At 44.2% G+C, this 23,905-nt stretch carries 18 protein-coding genes; 8 read left to right on the top strand and 10 right to left on the bottom strand.

Annotation, left to right across the window (positions count from 1 at the left end; genetic code table 11):
- Positions 1-778 precede the first annotated feature (778 nt).
- The 3 genes from H524_RS0103730 (at position 779) to H524_RS14125 (ending at position 5,153) form a co-directional block, all read left to right on the top strand.
- Positions 779-1,417, top strand: coding sequence for an MBL fold metallo-hydrolase (locus H524_RS0103730; RefSeq protein WP_027939257.1), 639 nt, complete (start codon positions 779-781; stop codon positions 1,415-1,417).
- A 422-nt stretch (positions 1,418-1,839) separates the two neighbouring features.
- Positions 1,840-3,810 carry a hypothetical protein gene (locus H524_RS0103725; RefSeq protein WP_027939256.1) on the top strand — a complete coding sequence of 657 codons (1,971 nt, stop codon included), beginning with the start codon at positions 1,840-1,842 and terminating at the stop codon, positions 3,808-3,810.
- A 170-nt stretch (positions 3,811-3,980) separates the two neighbouring features.
- Positions 3,981-5,153 carry an ATP-binding protein gene (locus H524_RS14125; protein WP_044121423.1) on the top strand — a complete coding sequence of 391 codons (1,173 nt, stop codon included), beginning with the start codon at positions 3,981-3,983 and terminating at the stop codon, positions 5,151-5,153.
- A gap of 303 nt (positions 5,154-5,456) precedes the next feature.
- Here H524_RS14125 and H524_RS0103715 read toward each other — a convergent pair whose 3' ends face one another.
- Positions 5,457-5,930 carry a low molecular weight protein-tyrosine-phosphatase gene (locus tag H524_RS0103715; RefSeq protein ID WP_027939255.1) on the bottom strand — a complete coding sequence of 158 codons (474 nt, stop codon included), beginning with the start codon at positions 5,928-5,930 and terminating at the stop codon, positions 5,457-5,459.
- Positions 5,931-6,222: 292 nt separating this feature from the next.
- Between H524_RS0103715 and H524_RS0103710 the strand changes: the two genes are divergently transcribed.
- Entirely contained in the window at positions 6,223-6,498 is a 276-nt protein-coding gene (locus H524_RS0103710; protein WP_027939254.1) for a type II toxin-antitoxin system RelB/DinJ family antitoxin, read from the top strand.
- 185 nt (positions 6,499-6,683) lie between these two features.
- On the opposite strand, the gene thrC is transcribed toward H524_RS0103710, so the two are convergent.
- The 3 genes from thrC to thrA form a co-directional block, all read right to left on the bottom strand.
- Positions 6,684-7,979, bottom strand: a complete 1,296-nt coding sequence (thrC, locus tag H524_RS0103705) for a threonine synthase (RefSeq protein ID WP_027939253.1) — start codon at positions 7,977-7,979, stop codon at positions 6,684-6,686.
- A gap of 243 nt (positions 7,980-8,222) precedes the next feature.
- Positions 8,223-9,209, bottom strand: a complete 987-nt coding sequence (gene thrB / locus H524_RS0103700; RefSeq protein WP_211232151.1) for a homoserine kinase — start codon at positions 9,207-9,209, stop codon at positions 8,223-8,225.
- Between the two features lie 177 nt (positions 9,210-9,386).
- Positions 9,387-11,852 carry a bifunctional aspartate kinase/homoserine dehydrogenase I gene (gene thrA / locus H524_RS0103695; protein ID WP_027939251.1) on the bottom strand — a complete coding sequence of 822 codons (2,466 nt, stop codon included), beginning with the start codon at positions 11,850-11,852 and terminating at the stop codon, positions 9,387-9,389.
- 918 nt (positions 11,853-12,770) lie between these two features.
- Here thrA and H524_RS0103685 point away from each other — a divergent pair.
- The 4 genes from H524_RS0103685 to H524_RS0103670 all read left to right on the top strand — a co-directional run bounded on the left by H524_RS0103685 (position 12,771) and on the right by H524_RS0103670 (position 17,180).
- Positions 12,771-13,616 (top strand): hypothetical protein, encoded by an 846-nt coding sequence (locus H524_RS0103685; protein ID WP_027939249.1) that lies wholly within the window; start codon positions 12,771-12,773, stop codon positions 13,614-13,616.
- Between the two features lie 283 nt (positions 13,617-13,899).
- Complete coding sequence (locus tag H524_RS0103680) at positions 13,900-14,886, top strand: flagellin N-terminal helical domain-containing protein (protein ID WP_027939248.1); 987 nt, start codon at positions 13,900-13,902, stop codon at positions 14,884-14,886.
- A gap of 146 nt (positions 14,887-15,032) precedes the next feature.
- Positions 15,033-16,013: a flagellin N-terminal helical domain-containing protein gene (locus H524_RS0103675; protein WP_027939247.1), complete on the top strand. Its 981-nt coding sequence runs from the start codon at positions 15,033-15,035 to the stop codon at positions 16,011-16,013.
- Between the two features lie 207 nt (positions 16,014-16,220).
- Positions 16,221-17,180 carry a flagellin N-terminal helical domain-containing protein gene (locus H524_RS0103670; protein WP_027939246.1) on the top strand — a complete coding sequence of 320 codons (960 nt, stop codon included), beginning with the start codon at positions 16,221-16,223 and terminating at the stop codon, positions 17,178-17,180.
- Positions 17,181-17,313: 133 nt separating this feature from the next.
- Here the strand turns inward: H524_RS0103670 and H524_RS14120 are convergent, their stop codons facing one another.
- From H524_RS14120 to H524_RS0103640, 6 genes are all read right to left on the bottom strand, one after another.
- Positions 17,314-17,829: a metal-dependent transcriptional regulator gene (locus H524_RS14120; RefSeq protein ID WP_084281640.1), complete on the bottom strand. Its 516-nt coding sequence runs from the start codon at positions 17,827-17,829 to the stop codon at positions 17,314-17,316.
- Positions 17,830-18,231: 402 nt separating this feature from the next.
- On the bottom strand, positions 18,232-18,681 hold the full coding sequence (locus tag H524_RS16345; RefSeq protein ID WP_052338892.1) for a transcriptional repressor: 450 nt from the start codon (positions 18,679-18,681) through the stop codon (positions 18,232-18,234).
- Between the two features lie 1,129 nt (positions 18,682-19,810).
- Positions 19,811-19,999 carry a hypothetical protein gene (locus H524_RS0103655; protein WP_027939245.1) on the bottom strand — a complete coding sequence of 63 codons (189 nt, stop codon included), beginning with the start codon at positions 19,997-19,999 and terminating at the stop codon, positions 19,811-19,813.
- Positions 20,000-20,399: 400 nt separating this feature from the next.
- Positions 20,400-21,095, bottom strand: a complete 696-nt coding sequence (locus H524_RS0103650; protein ID WP_027939244.1) for a hypothetical protein — start codon at positions 21,093-21,095, stop codon at positions 20,400-20,402.
- 421 nt (positions 21,096-21,516) lie between these two features.
- Entirely contained in the window at positions 21,517-22,599 is a 1,083-nt protein-coding gene (gene nadA / locus H524_RS0103645; protein ID WP_027939243.1) for a quinolinate synthase NadA, read from the bottom strand.
- Positions 22,600-23,043: 444 nt separating this feature from the next.
- Positions 23,044-23,841 (bottom strand): hypothetical protein, encoded by a 798-nt coding sequence (locus H524_RS0103640; protein ID WP_027939242.1) that lies wholly within the window; start codon positions 23,839-23,841, stop codon positions 23,044-23,046.
- Positions 23,842-23,905 lie beyond the last annotated feature (64 nt).

Here is a 23,905-nt window from a genome sequence, read left to right as displayed (position 1 = left end):
GAAATCCGGGGAGCTGCGTTGACAAAGTTTTGCTTAAAGACGCGGAACTTCTTACACGTCCTAAAAGTAAAACTAACACCATTTACTGAAAGCACAGCTTAAATAAGCAGTTTTTCAGCCTTGTTAATTATCATATCAGAACTATATAATAATCACAATACAACTATATTAGTCTGTATTAATACTATTACTTAGATCACACTCTTATATAAGCCATTTATCTACACAAACTATTATTAAATAAATTCCGCTATCTTACAGGCCCCAAAAGCTCAATATAAAGAGCTAATAACAAAGACCGCCAACACCGACCACTCATTTGCTCATCTTACTCATTAAAATTTGATAAACATTATCAATAACATATCTAACAAAAGAAATGGCTAAGTACTACAGAGAAAGTAATGCGAAGCATCCTGTCTATTGCTGATACATACTTTAAGCAACACACCCATCCATGCTCCGTAAGGAGACAATTTTGCTCATTGCTTAGTGCATATTGGTATGAAAGCTAGTCAATCGGTACAATAGCGAAAGTTGATATAGCTTTAGTTGCGCTTGCGCCTAATCAGCCCCATGCTTAAGTATGTAATTAGCACAGCGGTTACTATGTGACTGACCCACAATTGAGTATGTTCTCAATGCTAATACTTACGTACTTGAGGCTAATACAGACGTGCACATAGCTGATACATACGTGCTTGAGACTATGATTAGCGCCGTGATTAGCTTAGGCAGCTATGCTGCTAGGTGAACTTTAGACTTTAAGGATAGGCAAATGCTAGATTTCTATACTATTCCAGTTACACCTTTTAGACAGGACTGCCGTTTGCTCGTGCATCAAGAGACTAGAGATGCCATCGTGGTAGATCCAGGTGGTGATGTGCCTTATATCGTCGGTGCTATTGAAAGCGCTGGTGCCAAGCTTATTGGTATCTTACTTACCCACGGACATATTGATCACGTTGGTGGCGTAGCAGCACTGCTGCAAGAGTTTCCTGGCGTTAAGGTCTATGGCCCACATCGCAATGAGCAAGAGTTAATTGCAAACCTTAAGCATCAGTCAGGTTACTTTGGTGTTCACTATTCAGGTGAGTTTACCCCTGATGAGTATCTTGAGGATGGCCAGGTCTTAAACCTCTTCCCTGATGCCTCATTTAAAGTACTGCATACCCCTGGTCACACCCCTGGTGGCGTATGCTTCTACTGCCAAGAAGAGTGCTTTGTACTCGTGGGCGATACCCTCTTCCCAGGCTCCATTGGCAGAACCGACTTTGAAGGTGGTAACTACGCTGATCTGATCGAGTCCATTAAGACCAAGCTCTACACTCTGCCTGACAATACCGAAGTTTGCTGCGGTCACATGGGCGAGACCACCATTGGTGAAGAAAAGGCTAACAACCCTTACACTCACTAAGCCATCTAAAGTGCCAGCGCACCGATCTGGCAATTTCAAAAGCGCCCGCTCACCACGCCGGCAAATTCAACAACGCCCGCTCACCGAGCAGGCTCCTTCAAAATACGTCATACCCGACGCCTCATCAGGGCGCATCAAAGGCTTACCTCAAGTCTTTTAGTGCGCCTCTATCGCTGCAGCACCAAGCAGCGGCACTCTCACTTCAGTATTTATGGTATAGCACCATGCTGCATTCTCACCGCAGCGTCGATGTGCAGTGCCAAGCTGCAGCATCCATTGCGTAGTGCATTGCTGCACCCTCGCAGCAGCGCCAAGCTGTACTTTAGCTGCAGCTTTGATCCCGTCGCTTAACCATCTACGCTCTAAGTCTTAGCTATTCATCACTTGATAGGATATGCTTAATAACTATATGGAGTGAGTCTATGAACTCAAGCAAAGACTTTGAGATCAACGCTGACGGTGAACTGATTGCCTATCATGGCCAGGGCGGATGTGTTGCTATACCTGAGGGCGTGATTTTTGTAGCACGAGATGGTGTTTTTGATCCTAAGCTGAAGATTACTAAGCTTAAGCTGCCTAGCACCTTGCTTGGTCATAAGTACGTAGATGGTTGTGAAGATGCATATGTAGCTCATCAGCCTAGAGATGACGATGACGATTATCTCTATATAGAAAAGTACGATACCGATGTATATGTCACTGTACCTGATTGGCAAATACTGTTTTCGCCTCTATGTCTTGAGCTTCCGTATCTTGAGAGCTATGAAGTTGATGATGACAATGCCGTCTATCAAAGTGTAGACGGGCTTTTGTACTTTTCATGTACATGGGTCTTTGACAAAGACGAAGTACCAAACTTTATTCTCGACATACCTAAAGCCAAAGAGCTCCCTGCTCGTTTAGATTGTTCATATAAGGAGTACTTACAGCGTGATCGAGAACTAAGAGAATTGCCTGGACCGCCTATTATAGTCGAGCTTAATGAAGAGTTTTTAACTCGTGAGCTTATCTATAGAGCGCATAACCTAGGTGCAAAACAATCTGACTATAAAAATCTTCTCATTATTCATGCGCCACATGCCAAGAGCTGCGAGGTAGAGAGTGCATACGCCTATCGCATGGACTTTATCAAATTTGTGATTGTCGCTCCCGATATGGAGTTAGTTTCGCATGATTGTCTCATTCAATGTTATGCAGCGCTTGGTTATATATACAAGCCTGAATGGTATAACCATGACCAAGCAGAGCGAGCAAAGTTAATATTAAAGGTTGTTGAGTCTCATGCTTACACAAACTCCGAGTACTCTGGTTTATCTTGTGCCATAAGCTACTACCATAAGCTTTGGGATGACAAAACTGTCTTAATAGATGAACCTAAGAGCGATGTACAGGCCTGCATACAACTTATAGATGCTGTTCTGTACGGAACATTAGATGACGTCAAAAGAGCTCTATCGTATGATTTTGACTTCTATGGCTCTAAATTTCATGAGGATGAATATGAAGACCCATGTCATGGTGGCGTTGATGCAATAAGCGTTGCCTGTCGCTATGGTGGAGTAGAAAAGCTCACATATCTTTTAGAGCATGAAAAGTTCACAACTAAAAGTCATGGCCATGATGAGTGTATCGCTCAGAAGTTCTACAGCTGTAGAACATACTGGCCTATTTTTCATAACTGCTTCCAGATTACCTCAAGCTATTACTACGTTATTGAAAATGGTGAACTACGTAACCTACAGCCTTTGCCTAAAAGAGAGTTATGTAAATGCCTTGAGGCATTGGTAAACCATAATACGTTTTACAAAGAAACACCTGGCAGACTTTGGTTCTATGCTTTTATGTTTGGGCTAGATGATCTAGCAGATAGCCTCATTGATGCTGTGGACTTGGATTATTTCTTCTATCGGGCTAAGGATATAGGCTTAAGATATGATATTGGCTCTATGTTTAAGTCCGACATATATAAAGGCGCTGAGCGCACTATTAAGTTAAGCAAACTTATGCAGTCTCGAGGTCATGAGCTAACTCTAAATAAGTATATTGGCTTTAGCGATGTATATTGCAAACCAGATCTTGCCAAAAAGATCTTTGATAATGTCACCGTTGCTCACTGGGTAAAACATGATTTTGTTGAATATCATATTAATTGTCTTTGCCGAAAGGAAATGAGCCTTAATCTCGAAATTGAAGACTTAACTAAGGTTGAAGAGGCCTTGCTTGCGCTCCTTAACTCAAAACGCAATGGCACTGCTGATATGGTGAGATGGTGTATTGAATACGCTCAGGAACATGAAAAAACTGAGCTAGTTGCTAACTTGCTTAACATTCTTAACCACAAGCTCGGCAACAACAGCCTCAACTTTAAATCTCAAGATCCTTTGGAACTTTGATGCCATAGTGCAGCTTCAAAGCAAGACTCCATGGCTTGGCAACATCGTATGAACCATGCTACTAAGCTTAGATCGTTAGAACCTATGATCCATAACAGAAAATGATAAAATTCGCCAGTACGATTGCGAAATATCGATAAATTTCGCAGTTACGATGGAGATTTTTACAAATGCCCTATATCCAACGCGAACTGCAACCTCAAATCATCAGTGAAACTCCACCCAAAGCTGTCGTTATCTTAGGCGCTCGTCAGATTGGGAAAACGACACTTGTGTCTGAACTTTCACTGCATGAAAAGTCCGTCCGTTGGTTCAACGGCGATCTCAACACCGACCATAGACTGCTCCAATTCAGCTCAACAACTGATGTCGAACTTACCCTTCGCCAAGCCGATACGATCGTCATCGACGAAGCGCAACGTTTTCCTAACATTGGATTGATCCTCAAGCAACTGATTGACGAAAACATTCGCTTGAACCTCGGGAAAAAAATCTTTGCCACAGGCTCATCCTCACTAGAACTTGCCAAGGGCGTCAAAGAAAGCGCTGTCGGCCGCCTTGTCCACAGACAGATGTGGCCGCTTTCCATCTCGGAAATTGCTGCCGCCAAAGGCTGGGGGGAGATTTGTCAGAACATCGAACGCCTGATGATTTATGGCACCTATCCGGCCGTCTTCACAGATCCCGATCATGCCGAAGCTACACTCCGCAATTACTGCGACGGCGTTTTATACAAGGATCTTTTTGCACTTGCGGGCATCCGAAAGAACGAGAAATTCATGCATCTCGTTCAGCTGCTCGCCTTTAACGTAGGTTCAGAAGTTAATTACGACAACCTTGCACGCGACACCGGTCTTAGTAAAACCACTGTCGCCTACTATCTCCAACTTTTCGAACAGTGCTTCATCATCAAGATCTGTCCTTCATTTTCCCGAAATCTCAGTAACGAACTCAAGAAAGGAAAGAAGGTCTACTTCTGCGACAACGGCGTCAGGAATGCAATCATCGGTGACTTCAGCCCAATGGCAGCCAGACGCGGTCAGGATGCCAGCGCCCTGTGGGAGAACTTTTTCTTCATGGAACGCGTTAAGTTCCACAGCATTCGTAACGACCTCACTGACATGTACTTCTGGCGTACGACGAGCAACAATCCACATAAGCTCGATTTTCTTGAAGTCAAGAACGAAAAAATCCGAGCTTTTGAATGCAAACTCTCCCCGTCAGCTAAAGTCCGACACAGGAAATTCACAACTGCCTATCCGGACGCACCTATTCAGACAGTCACGCCGGACGATCTGATGAAGCTTTGGTTTTCCGATCTTCAGATCGCAGACAACGCGTAAGCATTCGACAACGCCACAAACTGCTGGCTCGCCCGACACCATGTCTGAGCTATAAAAATCGCCAGTACGATTGCGAAATATCGATAAATTTCGCAGTTACGATGGCGATTTTTATCGTTTTCTCGGTTGACGCCTCTCTTTTTGCGAAACCATTGTTTCAGTGAATTGTCCGACCAGCGCCTGAGCAAGCGCCCCAAAAAGTCGAATGCCCCGGATTCCTTGCGAAACCAGGGGCTGTGTTGCTGTAATGGGCACAGTGGCGCTGCAGCATTGTTTGAGGGGATATATGGACTATGGCCTTAATTAGGCTTTTACCATGCCGTTTTCGACTAAGGTATCGTAAAAGGCGCTTAAACCTTCCATGAGGTCATTGTATGTGGCCTCAAAGTCACCGGTGTACCAAGGATCTGCAATATCACAACCCATGCGGCTAGAAAAGTCGAGGCACTTGTGGATCTTCTCTTCACCATAGCCTTGGAACATAAGATCCATATTACGCAGATTGTTATTGTCCATTACAATGACAAAATCATAGTAATCAAGATCTTTTTTTACCACCTGACGAGCAGTCTTGCCGCTAGCATCAATACCTAACTTCTGTAAGAGCTTGAATGCAGGTGGATATACGCCATTGCCAATCTCCTCACGAGAGGTGGCAGCAGAGGCGATCTCAAAGTCCTTAGCGCGACCCTTGTCAGCAACCATCTTTTTAAATAAGAACTCTGCCATTGGTGAACGACAAATGTTTCCGTGACAAACAAACAGAACCTTAATCATGGTGCGCCCTTAACAAGAATCAGCATTGACGATAGAACAGCCTAAAAGATCAAATGACTTAGCATCATCTGCCGTCTTTTAGCCATTAAGTGGCCTATTGTAGCATGAGCCGCTCAAATTAGCCCTTTTACTCATTATGTGTATCAGTAGCTACTTATTATAAAGTCCACTCAAAGCAATTATACTTATTATGTTTTATAAAACTGTCTAAAAAAGGTTACCAAGAAACGTAGTCTAATGAACTTACGATGTATGATAGTTCATGTACAATCTAAAAAAGTGAGAATAAAAAATGACCAGCTCGAGTGTTAATGTAACCTTTCGAATGGACCCTAAAGTTAAAGCGCAAGCTGATGAGCTATATGCCTCTTTAGGTATGGATATGTCGACTGCAGTCAACATGTTTGTGCGCCAGTGCCTACGTGAACGTCAACTCCCTTTTCAACCTAGCCTAAACGTTCCTAATCAGGAAACTATTCGAGCAATTGAGGAGTCCGATGAGATGATTCGCACAGGAAATTTCAAGAGCTATTCTTTAGACGAGGCTTTGCAGGATCTTGATAAATAAAGCTTCGTATTACAGGGGCTTCTCAATGTAACAAATACAACAAAGCCCCAAACTGCTTGCAGTTTAGGGCCGTATGCTAAAAGACCTCACGGCTCTTAGCTGATTGCTTAGTCTTTATTTGCCATCAAGCAAAAGATCTGGTGGCTCTAGCTTCGGTTGTTTTAGTCACCAAGCTTTTTTGGGTATTAGTCACCAAGCTTGAGCTCGTCGAGCATGTAAGACTTTAAGGTAGCAAAGTCAGCATCCATGAGCTTCTTTTGCTTCTCAAGGTTCATGCGATCAGCAAGTGGCTTAGGCAGTGGCAGATCGATACCTAAGGTAGCATCAACCTCTTCTTTGAACTTAGCAGGATGTGCAGTACCTAAGAATATGCCAATCTCACCATCCTTTAAGTTGTCAGATAAGACCTTGTGAGCTACAGATGCATGAGGCTCTAAGATGTAACCAGTCTTCTCGTAAAGAGCCTTCATATTTTGCTTAGTGTTCTCATCAGATACAGAGCCAAAGTCAAAGTCAGATAATGACCAGCCCATAATCTTGCATAAGGCCTCAACACGTGGCCAATTGTTTGGACGGCTGATATCCATTGCATTAGAGATAGTAGCAATGGTCTTATGTGGTTCCCAATTACCAGTGCTTAAGTAGCGAGGTACGGTATCGTTAGCATTGCAAGCAATTACAAAGCGGCACTTGAGACCTAAAGCCTTAGCAATTAAACCAGCGGTGATGTTACCGAAGTTACCGCAAGGAACAGAGAATACAACCTTCTCACGGTCAGCCTTGCTCAGCTGTGATACAGCCTCAAAGTAGTAGCAAACCTGGGCAAGCAAACGGCTTACATTAATGGAGTTAGCGCTGTTAAGGCCTACAGACTGCTTAAACTCAAGATCATCAAAAGCAGTCTTAACCATGTCCTGGCAGTTATCAAAAGGAGCGTTTACCTCCACAGCCTTAATGTTATCGCCTAAAGTAGCTATGAGGCTTTCTTGCAGAGGAGAGACCATGCCCTTTGGATAGAGCACTACCACGTTGATCTTATCTTGATGGTAGAAAGCATCAGCAACTGCAGCACCGGTATCGCCGGAGGTAGCAGTTAAGATGGTGCACTTATCTGAACCAATGATAGAGGAGAGGACACGGGCCATAAAACGAGCACCAAAGTCCTTGAATGCTAAGGTTGGGCCGTGGAATAACTCTAAGCAGTAAGTGTTGTCATCAGCCTTAACTAATGGGGCCTTGAAATTAAAAGCATCAGCAATGATGTTCTCTAAAGTAGGAATCTCATCACTACCAATTAAGTGACGTAATACCTTTTGAGAACGGGTTACTAAATCTAAGGAAAGTAACTCATCAATCTCGCTGTCAGAAAAAGACTCAATCTTCTCAACAAAGAATAAGCCTTGCTCTTTACCGATACCCTGCTTTACTGCCTGAGCAAATGAAACACGCTCAGAGCTGTCTTTTAAATTAACTAATTCCACGAATCTTTCCTTGCGCTCACGCGCTCATTAATAATCCTTGAGCTCAGGCGCTCATATTCTAATGACAATGACGATAAGGCACTTTGATTATGACTCAACATGGTCATAAAGTAGCAATGCTCTAGCTACTTTAGCACTAGTGGCACAGCGGCCATACATGATAGAGATATGTAGTTTTTTACTAAAGTTATCTTTGTTAGGCCCTTACTTTAGTCATTGTCGTGAAAAATTTGTTTGTCTTGCTTAACGCTCAATGGTCTCTACATAGGCACCCACAGGATCAACCTTGCAAATATGACAGAAGCCGTCTTCATTAGCGATGAATTGGCGCTGCAGGTACTCTTGCATTTGTTTGGCCTTTTGTTCATCAGTAAATACTGAGAAGATGGTTGAACCTGAGCCTGAGATACCAGTGGCTAATGAGCCTAATGCGCTACCAAAGACACGAGCCTCAGCAAAGCCTGGAATGAGAGAAGCACGATATGGCTCAGCAATAACGTCCTTGAGGCAGGCTACAGCTAAAGCCTCATTTCTCATGTGTGCTGCGTGCATGAAAGCACCGATGCGACGACCAAAGGTAATTACATCCTGACGCAGATATTGGGCAGGAAGGATGGAGCGAGCCTCAGCTGTTGAGACCTTAAGGCCTGGATAGCACAGTACCCAATACCAGTTCTCGAAGTATGGAACGCTCTCAGAAACGTCATCCCCCTCACCGGTAATAAACTGCATTCCACCACAATAGCATGGAGCTACATTGTCATAGTGAATAGAGCCTGAGATCTTACCCTCTAAGATACCCATGAGCTCTAAGCTGCCTCTGGTACCAAAGAAATTGTCATGTGCAGCGTCTAAGGCCATTACTGCAGCAACAACTGATGCAGCTGAGGAACCAAGACCTGAGCACACTGGTAAGTTCTTTTCTAAGGTTAACTCTAAACGCTTAATCTTCAGACCCTTTGCATTGAGGCGGTCAGCGTAGAGCTGATAAGCGTCATATACGATATTCTGTCTTGGATCTTCAGGCAGCTTGGATACAAAACGACCTTCGGTCTTGAGCAATAAGCCATCACCAGCATTGCCGCGCTCATTATCATCAAGCTCACGTGCGGTAACAAAGTCACCTAAACTCTCGCCTGAGATTGGGCGTACTGCAATACCTAGCAGATCAAAACCTACAGACAGATTTGCTGATGATGCTGGTGCATATGCACGATAAATCTTTGCCATGACGTATTCCTAAGCTTCAAGCCTCTCAAATGGAGTTTTAAGGCGAGTTAACCTCGCCCTACCTTAGATCCTAAACTTACTTCTAGAGCTACTTACAAGCACTGCTAGATAAAGATAGCAGCGCTTTAGCATTTGTAATCTCAGTAGCCGTAGAGTTTGATGTGATGATGCCTTTAATTAGGCCTCACGAGTCCAGTTTTGCAGACGCAGAATGTCTGAAAGCACACCGGCTGCAGTAACCTCAGTACCAGCACCATAACCACGAATTACCAGTGGGATTGGCTGATAGTAAGCTGAGGTGAAGGACAGAGCGTTTTCGCCACCGACTACCTTGAATAATGGGTCTTCAGGGCCAACTGCCTTAATACCGCAGCTGCACTTGCCACCATCTTTAATGGTTGCCACAAAGCGCAGTACCTTACCCTCATCGTGAGCAGCCTTAGCACGCTTAGCAAACTCTTCGTCAGCACCCTTGAGGTTTTCTAATACCTCTTGAGCATTGTTGCCTGCAAGGTACTTCTTATCCACTGGATACTCAACCTCGATATCATCAAGCTCAAGCTTGTAGCCGCACTCACGAGCTAAGATTAACAGCTTTCTAGCTACATCAGTACCCTCAAGATCATCACGAGGATTTGGCTCGCTAAAGCCACGCTCATAAGCATCACGGGTAGCCTCGGATAAGCTCTTGCCCTCATCTACTAAACCGAAGATGTAAGAAAGAGTGCCAGACATAATGCCGTTGAATTCAATTAAGCGGTCACCAGCGGCAAGCAGGTTTTGCAGGGTGTTAATAACTGGCAGACCAGCACCCACTGTTGCCTCGTAGTAGAACTTTCTGCGGCAAGCAGCAGCAATTTGACGAATGCCCTTGTAGAACTCGTAGGTTGAGGTGTTGGCTTTCTTGTTTGGAGTTACAACGTGGTAACCAGCCTTCATCAGCTCAATGTATGAATGAGCTATTTCATCTGATGAGGTACAGTCAACAAATACTGGATTTACGAGGTGAGAATCATCTACTAAACGCTTCGCCTCTTCAATAGAGAACGCTGGGTTTTGGCAATTCTCAAGTAACTCAGGAATCTGCTCAAGCTTTAAGCCCATTGGGTCTTTTACAAAGGTATGGCTATTAGCTACGCAAACTACGCGAATCTCAATACCTGCACGCTTTTTAAGCTCATCACGCTGCTTTTGGATTTGGTGTAACAGAGCACCACCAACGCCGCCAACACCAACCATAATGAGGTCGATGATCTGACGACCACTAAAGAATGCGGTGTGGCAGCTAAAGACAGCCTCTGATACCTTAGAGCTATCGATAACAGCAGAAATAGAACGCTCAGAACTTCCTTGAGCAATGGCATTAACGTTGATATTGGCCTGAGCTAAAGCACGGAAGAACTTGGAGGATACACCCTTAGAAGTTCTCATACCCTCGCCCACAACAGAGATAATGGCTCGCTTGTCCTGAATCTCAATTGGGTCTAAGAGGTGAGCATTTAGCTCGAGAGCAAACTCTTCTTCAATAGCTGTACGTGCTGCAAAAGCGTCTTCAGAGTGCACACAGAAAGTAATGGAGTACTCAGAGGATGATTGGGTGATGAGCACTATAGAAACATTGGCACGGGAGATACAGGTAAACAAACGACCTGCCATACCTACCATACCCTTCATACCTGGGCCGGATACGTTGACCATGGAGATATTCTTTAGGTCAGAAATACCCTTAGTTGGCATGGAGTGATCGGTCTCTTCAGAGATTAAAGTACCCTCACCTTGAGGATTTAAGGTGCTCTTAATGAGACATGGAATACGGTACTGAGCAATCGGACTAATAGTACGTGGATGCAGAACCTTAGCACCGAAGTAAGATAGCTCCATTGCCTCTTTGTAGGACATACGACGTAATAGTACGGCATCTGGTACAGCGCGAGGATCACAGCTGTAAACGCCATCTACGTCAGTCCAGATTTCACAGCACTGAGCGCCAGAAACTGCTGCTAAGCAAGCAGCGGAGTAGTCAGATCCGTTACGGCCTAATAAGACTAACTCACCGCGACGATTAGCACCGCAGAAGCCAGACATGAGCACGATTGCATCAGGATTTATAGCAATACGCTTGTAGCGCTCGATAGATGCTTCGATATCTACAGATGACTCTAAGTACTTGCCATCGCAAACTAAGATATCGACTGGATCGATAATTTGAACCTGCTTTTGACGTGCACGTAAGAGCTCTGCCATCATGCGGATGGATAAGGCCTCACCACGGCAGTGAATGAAAGCTGCAACGCTATCAGGGCAAGAGCCAAGCAGCGCAATACCACTTACGCGACGCTTTAACTCAGAGACGGTCTCATCATAAAAAGAGAGCACGGCCTCGCCGTCAAAAGTCTTGTACTGAGCTGTAAGGTCTGTAATTAAAGGGCGAATAATTTGGTCTAAGGCGTCGAATTCGTTTTTACAATCACTACCGGCCAACGCACTCTTAACCATGGAGACTAAGATGTTAGTCACGCCAGCAGGGGCGGATAACACCAGCGCAGTCTGAATTTGCATGGATGTGTTCATCGCAATATCTGAAACAGAGACAAAGCGTTGCGCATTAGCGACAGAGGTTCCACCAAATTTTAAGACTCGCATTTGAGTTCTCCTATACCAAATCAGAGCTAACAGACCTACTTATAGCTAAAAAGTAGTAATCTACGCCCTGCCTTATTCCTTAGACACCTGCAACTGCAGGTAAATCGCCAAACCTTAATTACCTTGTTTAGCCTCTTAATGCACTGTTTACATACCAATCATTTAGTGCACCAAGAGCCTTCTTAGCTAAATAAAAGTAAGACTTTATTAAAAACAAAAGCCGCACCCTCTTTAAAATCACTCAAGAGCAATGACGGCTTGCTTATATGATGACCTACTTTTAATTTTTAAGCTTTGCTATGCGCCCCAATTCGGGGCTACACAAGGTATAGGTATTGTCAGTGTTTTGCACAAAATTTGTCAAGCTAAAGCCCCTTGCACAGCCTAGCGCCCGTAAGTTGGGCACTCATGCATCAAGATCAGGCGTTTCATAAAATCCCATCAAACCGCACCAAAACCAATAAAGCACGTCATTAGCACCAACAACTTGCACCAAACAAGTGCAATTTACGCATCACCAGCATTTACATCAAAAGCACGCATCAGGCATTCGCAAGAATAGCCAAATCAAACTCAAAGCCAAAGCCAAAGCCAAAGTCAAAGCCGCATACCCCCACGAATACGAAAAACATCATCTCCCAACAATATTGGCAAGATGCGTCCGCGATGGCAAAGCGATGCCCATCAAAAGCGACTAAACACCCACCAAATCCAAAGCCCAAAGAGCACAAATACCTCATCGGCTAGGCAAATGGCGATTGTATGCGGTTTGGTATATTACTTGCGTTATAATCGGCTAAGTTACACTTAACTAACAGCAATCTTTTGCCAACACATCTCAAGAATAATTAACTATGAGCTGCACAACGTAGCATCACTTGAGATAGGCACTAAAACTAGCTGTTAAAGGAGGTTTTCATGCATATCGGCAATCCCGGTAATTCTGCACAGTTGCTTCAGTCTCTACAGAGTCAAAGCGCTCAGACTATTACTCATGAGAACTCCAATGCCTTTAATAAGGCTCTGCAAATGCAGCAAGCGGTAACCAAACCAACTCCAGCACCCAATGGCTCCACTCAGCTTCCTGGTGCTGATGGACAAGTACCTGGCAATGGCAATGGTACGCAGGGCGATAGTCTCTCCAAGCCATCCTCTGGTAGCAGCACTACACCTGGCCAAACAACTGGCCAGAACACTTTGCAAGGTGCGGCCTCTGCAAAGGGACCTGGCTCTGCTCCGTCCATGTTTAACGCCCAAGGTAACTTAGCCCCTGGCACTAATCTTCAGGACTTTAAGCTTCTCAATCAGCAAAACGTACTGATGCAGCAAGTAATGAACATGTCTAAAACGATTAGCACCACCCAAGCAGCTGCACTGCAACCATCTGTCATGATTTCAATTGGCATGCTCTCTCGCTTGTATCAACTTCTAGAAATGAACAAGCGCAAACAAGCATCCCTAGCTGCTAATGCCGGCCCATCTAACGCCGCAGCCCATGTAGCCGATGAGGCTGCCATGATGCAGCAAAATCAGGTTTTAAGCCTTGTATTTATTGAGCGTCTGTTCAAAATGTTCGATCCAGAAAAACATCTGGCTCTCTCCCGCTTCTTTAAGAAAGGCCCATTAGGCGAGAACGAACACGACGAAAACACCGACGACGAGTACGGCAATACCTACTCTGACACCGACGCAGAGACCGACTACATCAAGCGCCCACGTCGCGATCGCCCAGGCATGGCTTTCCACCACTCCATGCTGACATAAACCCCATAAAAACTGCGCAAGCGCCACACTACAAGCCAAGCATTTGCTTGGCTTTTGTATTTTTATCCTCCAAGAACAATCTGAGCATCAAAACACCTTTCAGACCAAAACATAATTTTGGTCTTTGCCTGTCACTTCTCATGTGTCAATTAATCACAACCCACCCTCATAAACCGCTATTATATGGGTTTTAATCAATAGGCACATTTCGTGCTCAACTAGGCTCAAGCAGCCCATGAGATTGTGTCATTAGAGCTCATGGCTATTTATAAGAGAAAGCGCTATGGCCCTATACGTCAACACGAATGTGAGTTCGATAAATGCGCAGCGTAAGCTCGCGAACTCGACTCTAGCACTTAATACTTCATATCAACGTCTGTCTTCGGGACTTCGCATCAATAGCTCCAAAGATGACGCTGCTGGCCTTCAGATCTCTGATCGCTTAACTGCCCAGATAAATGGCTTAAATCAGGGAAATCGCAACGCTAACGACGGTATCGCATTAGCCCAGACCATTGAAGGCGCTTTAGACGAAACCACTGCAATGCTGCAGCGTATTCGTACTTTAGCTGTTCAGGCTGCTAACGGTACTAATACCGCCAAAGACCGTCAGTCTTTGCAAGAAGAAGTTAAGGCTCTATCTCATGAGATTAACCGTATTGCAAAGAAGACTACTTTTGCAGGTGCTCAAGTATTAGACGGCGGTGGCAACAATACTCTGATGCGTCCAGGCGCAAAAGTTGGTCAGGTCCAAAAGTGGGAATATTTCTTCCAAGTGGGCGCGAACGCCAAGGATGAGCTGACCTTAGAGTGCGGCGCTTTCGACATGACTGGCATCATGTGCATGGCCAACGAAGGCAAAAACGCTGCTAACAAGATGCAGTTTGCTCAAGTAGAGGCAAATGCAGGTCTGGATACCAAGTTTGGCCTGGTTAGAACTAAAGCAGCAACTCCTAGTCTTGCATATTGGGCGGTATCCACTCCACAGGCTGCACAAAAGACACTACAGTACATTGATGAGTTCATTCAGGCCGTCGATTCTAAACGTGCGGCCCTAGGAGCAATACAGAACAGAATGGAAAGCACTATCCGCAATCAGGCTTCCATTTCTGAGAACGAATCCGATGCACGCAGCCGTATTCGCGACACCGACTTTGCATCTGAGACTGCCGCTTTAACCTCTAATCAGATTATTCAGCAGGCATCTCAGACTATTCTGACTCAAGCTAATCAGCGCCCAACTATTGCGCTGCAGCTCCTCAGTCAGTAGTAAACAAATACCTAATGCCACACATACTTCCTAAATATAAGTATGCCCCATTAAGCACCTTGGTTTATTTATTGCAATTTCATTTGCAACATTATGTTTAGCCATGAGGAGCAAATAGCCCATGGCAAATCTATGGGAGATTTACCATGGCTCTGTATGTTAATACCAACGTTAGCTCCATTAATGCTCAACGTAAGCTCGCTAATTCAACCTTAGCCCTGAACACCTCTTATCAGAGATTGTCATCAGGTCTTCGTATCAACAGCTCCAAAGATGACGCTGCAGGCCTTCAGATCTCTGATCGCTTAACAGCACAGATAAATGGCTTAAATCAGGGAAATCGTAACTCCAACGACGGTATTGCGTTAGCTCAGACCATCGAAGGCGCCTTAGACGAAACCACCAACATGCTGCAGCGTATCCGTACCCTCGCCGTGCAAGCTGCTAACGGTACTAATACTGCAAAAGATCGTCAGGCTTTACAAGAGGAAGTAAAGTCACTCTCTCACGAGATCACACGTATCGCTCAAAAAACCACCTTTGCTGGAGCAACTGTTCTTGATGGTGGTACTGCTCCGAATAACTTAATGCGTAAAAATGCAGCTAATAACTACGAGTATTTCTTCCAAGTTGGCGCAAATGCTAAGGATGAAATCACTTTAGAATGCGGTGCATTTACCATGAAAGGCATCATGGATATGACAAACAAAGCATTAGGTGGTGGTGGTAATCAATTAAAAATTTCTGACAATGAAACAGACGCTGGAAAGAATGACCATTTTGGCTTAGCAAAGCCTGCTGGTGGTACTGAATCAAGCGCATATTGGGTTGTATCAACACCATCTGCCGCACAGAGAACCTTAGCAACCATAGATCAGTTTATCGAAACCGTTGATTCTAAGCGTGCGGCCCTAGGCGCAATACAGAACAGAATGGAAAGTACCATCCGTAATCAGAGCTCAATTTCTGAGAACGAATCTGATGCACGCAGCCGTATTCGTGATACCGACTTTGCCTCTGAGACTGCCGCTTTAACCTCTAATCAGATTATTCAGCAGGCATCTCAGACCATCCTGACCCAAGCTAATCAGCGTCCTACCATCGCGCTGCAGCTCCTTGGTCAGTAGTACCTATCCATTATCAAATCTATAAGGCAGCCATTGGCTGCCTTTTCTTTTGCTAATAGCCAAACTCAAACAACAATCGTTGCCTACGGACTCTAGCAAAATTGAAAAATACTTTGTTTGTTGGATCGAGATTTGCTAAGTGCTTAGATAAGAAATATTTTGCCATGAGTGACGAATAGCCCATGGCTGACGTATGAGAGATTCACTATGGCACTATATGTAAACACTAACGTTAGCTCCATCAATGCTCAACGTAAGCTTGCTAATTCAACCTTAGCCCTGAACACCTCTTATCAGAGATTGTCATCAGGTCTTCGCATCAACAGCTCTAAGGATGACGCAGCAGGTCTGCAGATCTCTGACCGCTTAACAGCCCAAATAAATGGCTTAAATCAGGGAAATCGTAACTCCAACGACGGTATTGCCTTAGCTCAGACAATCGAAGGTGCCTTAGACGAAACCACCAACATGCTACAGCGTATTCGTACCTTAGCTGTCCAGTCTGCTAACGGTACCAACACTGCAAAAGATCGTAAGGCACTGCAAGAGGAAGTGAGTGCACTTTCTCACGAGATCACTCGTATTGCCCAAAAGAGCACCTTTGCAGGCGCACAGATTCTTGATGGCGGCAAAAACGTTACTAATGGCCTCATGAGAAAGATTGGCCAGACAGATAACTATGAGTATTTCTTCCAAGTTGGTGCCAATGCCAAGGACGAAATCACTTTACAATGCGGTGCATTTACCATGAAAGGTATTGCCACTGCAGCTGGCATCCACACACTTAATGCTATGAGTGATAACCAGCCAATCAATGACAAGCTGACCCGAGCTGGATTAGTTACTAGCAACGGTCAGTTGGTGTGGGCTGTTGACACTCCAGAGATCGCTCAAAAGACTTTAAATTACGTAGATAAGTTCATTGAGCTTGTTGATTCTAAGCGTGCGGCCCTAGGCGCAATACAGAACAGAATGGAAAGTACCATTCGTAATCAGAGCTCAATTTCTGAGAACGAGTCTGATGCACGCAGCCGTATTCGTGATACCGACTTTGCCTCTGAGACTGCAGCTTTAACTTCTAATCAGATTATTCAGCAGGCATCTCAGACTATTCTGACTCAGGCTAATCAGCGTCCTACTATCGCGCTGCAGCTCCTTGGTCAGTAAGTACTAATTAAGCAGATTCTAAAAAGAAAGGGCAGTGCTAAGCGCTGCCCTTTCTTTTTTTAGGTTCTAGAAACTATGCTGTACGATGAAAGCATTTTGATGCTTACTCTTGCGTGCTAGCTTTAGAACAAGATTAGTTGTTATCGTCGATACCCTTGGAGAGTTCCTCAGTGTAGAGGTTGTTCTCTTTTAAGAACAATACCATGCGGTCGACGGTGGTATCTGAGATAACGTGCTCAATGCGGCAAGCATCCTGCTCAGCTTGAACGGCTGGTACAGAGAGAACATAGCGCAGGAAGTAAGTAAGAATACGGTGGCGCTCAAATACCTTCTTAGCGTACTCAAGGCCTTCTGGAGTAAATACGATAGCGCCAGAGAACTCAATAGTAATCAGGCCCTTATCCTTGAGCTGACCAAGGGCACGAGACACACTTGGCTTAGAGAAGCCTAGCTCATTGGCAATATCTACTGCGCGTACGAGGCCGCTTTGGGTGCGCTCTTTAATCAGAAGAATGGTCTCAAGATAAGTCTCACCTGACTCGGCAATACCGTAGTAACCGGCACCAGACTTTCCTGGTACTTCAGGAACGGCGTTTAAAACTGTTAATGGAGTTGGTTTTTCTAAATCAACCTTAACACCGTTAGTCATTAAAGAACTCCTCGTTTTTTGTAGCTAGCTGCTCAAAGCAGTCTCAACATAATTTGCGGTATGTAGTACGACATTACCTACATTAGCAATCTACATTGCCAAAACTATAAAGTCAGTAACTGACCAAAACTAGCTTGCTAGGATACATGAGCAAGACCGCAATATACAAAGAGAATGGAATAACTGAGAAATCTTTTTAGCTATCTTACTCAACGACGGCAAATTAGACATCCGTCTTATATAAAACGTTGAAGATGTATGTGAGTTACAGTGTCTTAGTGGTGAGATTCAACAAGCACATACAACAAAGGCTGCAATGCAGCCTCTGTAAACATAATATATGTCCATTCATTAACTCACCATGTAGACATATATATGCATAAATTTCGTAGTTATTTAGAGCTAAGATGCAATCACTACATTGATACTCTCACCAACTAATGACAGCTCAATCTTATTGTTAGTGCCAATGACGCCAGTGGAGATAAGACCAAGGCGGACTAACTCAGTAAGTTGTACATTAGTACGTGGGGTGATGATCTGTCCGTTGTAGTTAGTGATAGAACCTAGCTGAGGGATTACACGGTTAATACCCAAATTACGATTCTTGGCTAAAACACCGATCTGCTCGAGACGATTAATGAGTCGGTAAACGGTTGCAATACCCAGATCAGGCACATACTGACGTGCCTCATACCATAACTCTTTTGGAGAGGTGCACTGACTCTTAGTAAGGATCTCGATAATATGACGTCTTTGCAAAGTCATGCGCAAGCCGCTTTGCTCCAACTTTTGTACGGTTTCTTCTGTCAAATCGCCGATCTGACTATATACCGAGTCTCGGTTTTGCATGCTTATCCTCAACTTCTCAGTGAACGGTTATTCACCCTCTAGCTGCTCTTACTAGACTTTGTTTAGCCTAAGGCAAGTATGTGAATAACCTAAAACACCACCGAAGCTTTCATCATAATAAAGCTTCTTATAGCGCTTCTGATTGATGACGCTTGCTAGTAGCGTTTCAAACAGATATTGCTATTAAGCAATGATTCTAGTTGGTGTTTAACGTTTGATCTTTGCGAGCCTTGCGTTAATCTAACCTAATTTGCAGCACAGTCTAAACTGCTCTTTTAGGCCTGTATAGGCTTAACATCCGTCGAGGTTACCAAGTGCTAGGAATAGAAAAAGAGGCCACGTGAGGCATTACTTAAATGCTTTAGTGCATCTTTTAAGTAATTCACTGTAACCTAAAACAGGATCAGCTGTCCTGATTATCCTACACTACTAATAACACTGACTGCACAACACAAAGGCAACGCTTGTTAGGATAACGCAACTAAAAGCAAAAGGCTAGATTTAAAGCAAGTTATCTTGCTTGTGTACGTTAGATTTGTGACAAGTCTAGCTATACGACAGTTCTATTTAGATAAATTGTTAGCAAGTTCAAAGTTTAATTAAACACTACTTTAAAAACAGCAAAAATACCTACTTTGTCTACAATAACCTGCACCTCTAAAGGTCGCTACGATAGAGATTTGAGTAGCTACAACTTGTCTTTAAGCCACATTTAAGCTCATTGATTGATTTAAGAAATCTACTCACAAATAGGCAAAAATTTTTGAGTCTAAAGCACCAATCTTTGGCAAATCTGCCGTCACTTAAGCCTATAAGTCACCAAAGCTGCAGCCTTTGTAGCGCATGTAATTAATGCCATTATTAACATTGACAAGTACTAACTAAAAACTCAAATACATCAGCACTCAGCTGTATGCTTATGTCGTAATACAAGTAGCTACTAGGCTTTGCAATCTTTGGTAGCACCATATTCTTGTAGCAGTACTGATGAGCCTTAGCATCTGCCTAAGTCTGTAGGCCGCATGCTACTTCTATGATCTGCCACTATCGTGCCTGTCTAAAAATGTTCGCAACTAGAATAACGCGACTCAAAAACGCTAATCAGGAGCTTCGTGCAAATTGACCAAAACTACATGCTGCGATGACCTGTGCCCTTTTCTGAAGAGCAGGAGTCTCCATTAGATGAGCACTTGCAGTCATTTGAACCACAGCCACAGGAGCTACCTTTCTTTGAGAACATCGCAATGATACGCTTGATTCCAAAGTAGAAAGGAATGGCAAGTACTACCAAAATACCAACTAAAATGATCTGATCCATAGCAATCCCGTTCCAGTATTAGCATAGAGTTACTTTAGTTAGCATACGCTATTTGAATAGACAGCACAATAGCGTTTTAGAGATTTTTGTATGTATAGAGGGATTGTTAGACCAATTAATAGATAGATCTTGCTTGAGAAGATGCAAGTTATCGCAAGTGCCTGAAGATATGGATAATGGGCAAGCTAAACTCGTCCATTATCATGAAGCTTGATGCGCCATGTTACAGCTAATGTAAATGCAACGATCTTAAGCGCGTGAATGCATCGCTTAGCGCCTTGAGGCAGAGCAGCGCCGGGGCTGTATTTAGCTGATTTCGCTGATTTAGCTGATTTCGCTGATTTAGCTGATTTCGCTGATTTAGCTGATTTGGCTGTATTGATGGGTATGGTGGCTTTGTTTAGATGCCGCCAGTTAAGAAGAAGCCTAAGGCAAAGATGATGAGACCTACCATCATGAGGCCTCGAATTACCATCTTGCCAATACGGGTGTTAACCAGGATGTTATGGGCTTTCTTAACCTTTTCTTGATCAATGCGGTTTTGCAGCTCGTGAGCACGGCAATCACCATTTGGATCACGGGTAGCCAAGATCACAGGAACACCAGTGGCATGGTAGACATTAAAGCCATTGCCCATGGCGTTTTTAAGCTCAATGGTGCACTTGTAAGATACGCAAGAGTTAGCGCCAAAGTCTAGGCAGTCACGGCTCAAACGAATCTTAGCTTTCTCCTCAGTACGCTCGGTACGAGTAATTGGGTAAAGACCGCGATCGAGCACATCGTAGCCATCAGGAATATCTTCTTTTTCAAAGAGGAAGGTCGGTGGCTCACGATAATACACGTCGAGCTCTTCTGCGCTCATTGGATTTGGTACGGTGATCTCTAAAGCTGCCTGCCACTGCTCTTTTTCATTGGTGCGGCGGTTTAGTACCTCAAGAGTACCTGGAGTGAAGTCAACCTCCACATTCATCATCATGTAATCAGCGTCTTCACCCTTTTGCAGACAATCTCTATTGAAGCGGTAAAAAAGACCATCCTCTGCCTGTATACGGCCTTCGCCTTTCTTACTGTCGTAGGTCGTGATCTGTCCGCGCATGATAGTTCCTCAAACTTTGCTCTAGCTGATAGTGAGTGATGAAGCCATGATCTTTACTAAGTGTATTTGCTTAGCTGCATGGTGATGATTTATGTGTTTTTACATATGAAAAAGGCTGCACTTATTTCCTTGATCGCTGACCAAAGGAGTTACTAAGTTGCAGCCTAATATCTTACCCTAGATTTCTTAGGGTTCTATGAGCCAATGTCTCATTGTCAGAAAGTAATGGCCAAAGCAGCGCTAAATGGCTTTGTTTCACGCACGTTAGCGTTGCTGTGGGTCACATTTGGAGCGCTTGGGCGCTCTGTGGGCATGCTGGCTATTTTGGTGTACATAGCCGCTAGTTACTAACAATGAGCTTGGCAAAAGCCTAAGAGCGCTTGGCGTGTGATAGAGCGCATGTTTGGCTTTTTTTTCAAACTTACAGATCGTTTGGTAAGTCGCCCTTCTTTAATGCCTCGGCAAAGCGCAGCAGACGATCGAGTGGCTTTAATGCATTAACGCGAACGTCATCAGCAACCTCGATGGTGTGCTTGTCACGCTCTGCACCAGTGCTCTCTAAAGCAGAGATGATCTTGCCTAAAGAGTTTAAGGCCATCCATGGGCACTCTGCATTATCTAAAGGCATCTCAGCACGCTGAGCAACTGCAGCCTCAACAAAGTTCTTATCTGGATTTGCCTGCTTCATCTTGTAGAAGATGCCGCGCTCGGTAGCAACGATGTAGGTTTTAGCTGAGTCAGTCTTAGTGAATGCAAGCAGCTGTGAGGTTGAGCCAACCTTGTCAGCTAAAGCAACCACGTCAGCTGGAGACTCTGGGTGTACTAAGAGCTTAGCATCTGGCATGTCTTTCTTCTGCTGAGCAATAGCAGCAGCTTCAAAAGAATCGTGCACGATGCAGCGGCCTGGCCAAGTGTAAACAGTGGATTCAGAGTTATCAGCGATGTAACCACCTAAGTGACGATCTGGAACCCACAGGATCTCCTCACCGCGAGCTTTTAAGTACTTGCCAAGCTCAACAGCAGTAGATGAGGTAACGATCCAGTCAGACATTGCCTTAACCTCTGCTGAGGTGTTGGCATAAGCAACTACAGTAGCGTTTGGATGAGCTTCCTTCATACGCTTGAGCTCAGAGCCCTTGCAGCATAAGTCTAAGGAACACTCAGCGCTCATGTCTGGCATTAAAACAGTTTTCTCAGGAGAGAGAATCTTGGCTGACTCACCCATGAAGCGAACACCAGCAACAACGATGGTCTTTTTAGGGCTTTCCATACCTACACGAGCCATCTCTAAAGAGTCACCGATGAAACCACCAGTCTCCTCAGCAAGACGCTGAATGGTAGGATGAGTGTAATAGTGAGCAATTAATAAAGCGTCGTGCTTTAAGATTGCCTCTTTGGCCTGATCAAACAGGCGACTGTCTTCCTCGAGCTCCTGTGCCGTGAACTTATGAGAAACCTCAAATTCCTTCGGCATAGCGATATCTTTGAGCATGATTACAGACATATGATCCTAACTCCTAAAATGAGTGGTAAATACCACCGGACAACGAACTGGCGATACAATTGTAACCCTTGATGAGCAACTAAAGCACTGCTTTGATCAAAGTATCATACAGAAAAATGATAAGTTTTATTTTTATGTACTGACGCTTTGATCTCACCTGTGCAAGAGATATCTTGCTTTATTGCTTCAGGCTCGTTTTTTAAGGCTTACAAAGCCACGAGTTCAGCTAAGCTGCGTCTGTAAATATGTTGGAGCAGCTTAAACTTGTTTTTGTTGAGCACGCTTTCACGCATGCCCTCAAAACTCTGTACGGTGAGTCAAATGTCATCATGTGCCTTTGTAAGTTATAGGCACTGATGACGATATGTAGTAGCAAGCTTAAGCTTTTAGCTACCTATTTATTTTTTACCTAAAAGCTCTTAGCTGTACTACTAATTCTTGTGTCTAATCCACCTTGAATGACAGTGGTTCAGCACCTGCCTTAAGTAAGGCATCGTTGATCTTTTGTGCACCACGCATTGCGCCTAAAGCACGCATGCGAGAAGTACATTCCTTTAAGTTAAGGCCATCTTCTGCAGCCTCATCATTTTCATGAGATGCCATGATCTCGTTGAGCATGGCAATAGATAATGGTCTATCGTTGTTATCGTCGACGATAAGGCCATCACCCATTAAGGTTGCAGGTAAGAAGCAGTTGAGCTTTTCAGATGACATCATCACTTCAACTAAGTGCTTAACGCCATTGAGAACATAGATGAACTTAAAGCGGAAGTTCTGATCACCTGGATGAGTGTCAGCCTTACAGGCATTAGATGCCTTTACAGACACGCATTCGTCAACGTTAACGACACCATCGGACTGCCTCTCACTCATTGAGAGCATTTCACTCATAGACTCAAGCAAAATATCAAAGCGCTTTAATGCCTCTTGAGAGCCAGACTTAATTTGCATAGTCAAAAGCTCAAGACCTTCAAACTTAGGCTCATCTTGCCAGAAAGCAGCAAACTCATTGCCTGTTGGGCCATAGTGATCGTCATCTTCATCAACACTATCAACACTTAAAGCCTTAAATGCAGCTGCGTCTTTGGCAAAGATAAGTTCTTTAGAGTCGTAGTTACCATAGCCAAAAGACAGATTACACAGATTCAAAACATGCTCTGTATCTGCCAAGCCATCAACTGACACAACTCTGAACACATGATGCTCAATGCCAAGAGGGGTTAGCTTCAAAACGTACTGCATATTAACAATTACTCCTAAAAGGACAGTGCTGATACAGATCCTAACAACAGGCCTATTAGGCCTA

Origin of the sequence: Anaerobiospirillum succiniciproducens DSM 6400 (genome assembly GCF_000482845.1) — a bacterium.
Taxonomy (GTDB): domain Bacteria; phylum Pseudomonadota; class Gammaproteobacteria; order Enterobacterales; family Succinivibrionaceae; genus Anaerobiospirillum; species Anaerobiospirillum succiniciproducens.
This window is presented reverse-complemented; position numbering and strand designations above follow the sequence as displayed.

What these genes read in the sequence shown, in the direction of transcription:
- H524_RS0103715 (WP_027939255.1), bottom strand. Translation starts at nt 5,930, where the DNA reads ATGATTAAGGTTCTGTTTGTTTGTCACGGAAACATTTGTCGTTCACCA.
- H524_RS0103640 (WP_027939242.1), bottom strand. Translation starts at nt 23,841, where the DNA reads ATGCAGTACGTTTTGAAGCTAACCCCTCTTGGCATTGAGCATCATGTG.
- H524_RS0103675 (WP_027939247.1), top strand. Translation starts at nt 15,033, where the DNA reads ATGGCTCTGTATGTTAATACCAACGTTAGCTCCATTAATGCTCAACGT.
- H524_RS0103650 (WP_027939244.1), bottom strand. Translation starts at nt 21,095, where the DNA reads ATGCGCGGACAGATCACGACCTACGACAGTAAGAAAGGCGAAGGCCGT.
- H524_RS0103710 (WP_027939254.1), top strand. Translation starts at nt 6,223, where the DNA reads ATGACCAGCTCGAGTGTTAATGTAACCTTTCGAATGGACCCTAAAGTT.
- H524_RS0103680 (WP_027939248.1), top strand. Translation starts at nt 13,900, where the DNA reads ATGGCCCTATACGTCAACACGAATGTGAGTTCGATAAATGCGCAGCGT.
- thrA (WP_027939251.1), bottom strand. Translation starts at nt 11,852, where the DNA reads ATGCGAGTCTTAAAATTTGGTGGAACCTCTGTCGCTAATGCGCAACGC.
- nadA (WP_027939243.1), bottom strand. Translation starts at nt 22,599, where the DNA reads ATGTCTGTAATCATGCTCAAAGATATCGCTATGCCGAAGGAATTTGAG.
- H524_RS16345 (WP_052338892.1), bottom strand. Translation starts at nt 18,681, where the DNA reads ATGCAAAACCGAGACTCGGTATATAGTCAGATCGGCGATTTGACAGAA.
- thrB (WP_211232151.1), bottom strand. Translation starts at nt 9,209, where the DNA reads ATGGCAAAGATTTATCGTGCATATGCACCAGCATCATCAGCAAATCTG.
- H524_RS0103670 (WP_027939246.1), top strand. Translation starts at nt 16,221, where the DNA reads ATGGCACTATATGTAAACACTAACGTTAGCTCCATCAATGCTCAACGT.
- H524_RS14125 (WP_044121423.1), top strand. Translation starts at nt 3,981, where the DNA reads ATGCCCTATATCCAACGCGAACTGCAACCTCAAATCATCAGTGAAACT.
- H524_RS0103685 (WP_027939249.1), top strand. Translation starts at nt 12,771, where the DNA reads ATGCATATCGGCAATCCCGGTAATTCTGCACAGTTGCTTCAGTCTCTA.
- H524_RS0103655 (WP_027939245.1), bottom strand. Translation starts at nt 19,999, where the DNA reads ATGGATCAGATCATTTTAGTTGGTATTTTGGTAGTACTTGCCATTCCT.
- H524_RS14120 (WP_084281640.1), bottom strand. Translation starts at nt 17,829, where the DNA reads ATGACTAACGGTGTTAAGGTTGATTTAGAAAAACCAACTCCATTAACA.
- H524_RS0103730 (WP_027939257.1), top strand. Translation starts at nt 779, where the DNA reads ATGCTAGATTTCTATACTATTCCAGTTACACCTTTTAGACAGGACTGC.
- H524_RS0103725 (WP_027939256.1), top strand. Translation starts at nt 1,840, where the DNA reads ATGAACTCAAGCAAAGACTTTGAGATCAACGCTGACGGTGAACTGATT.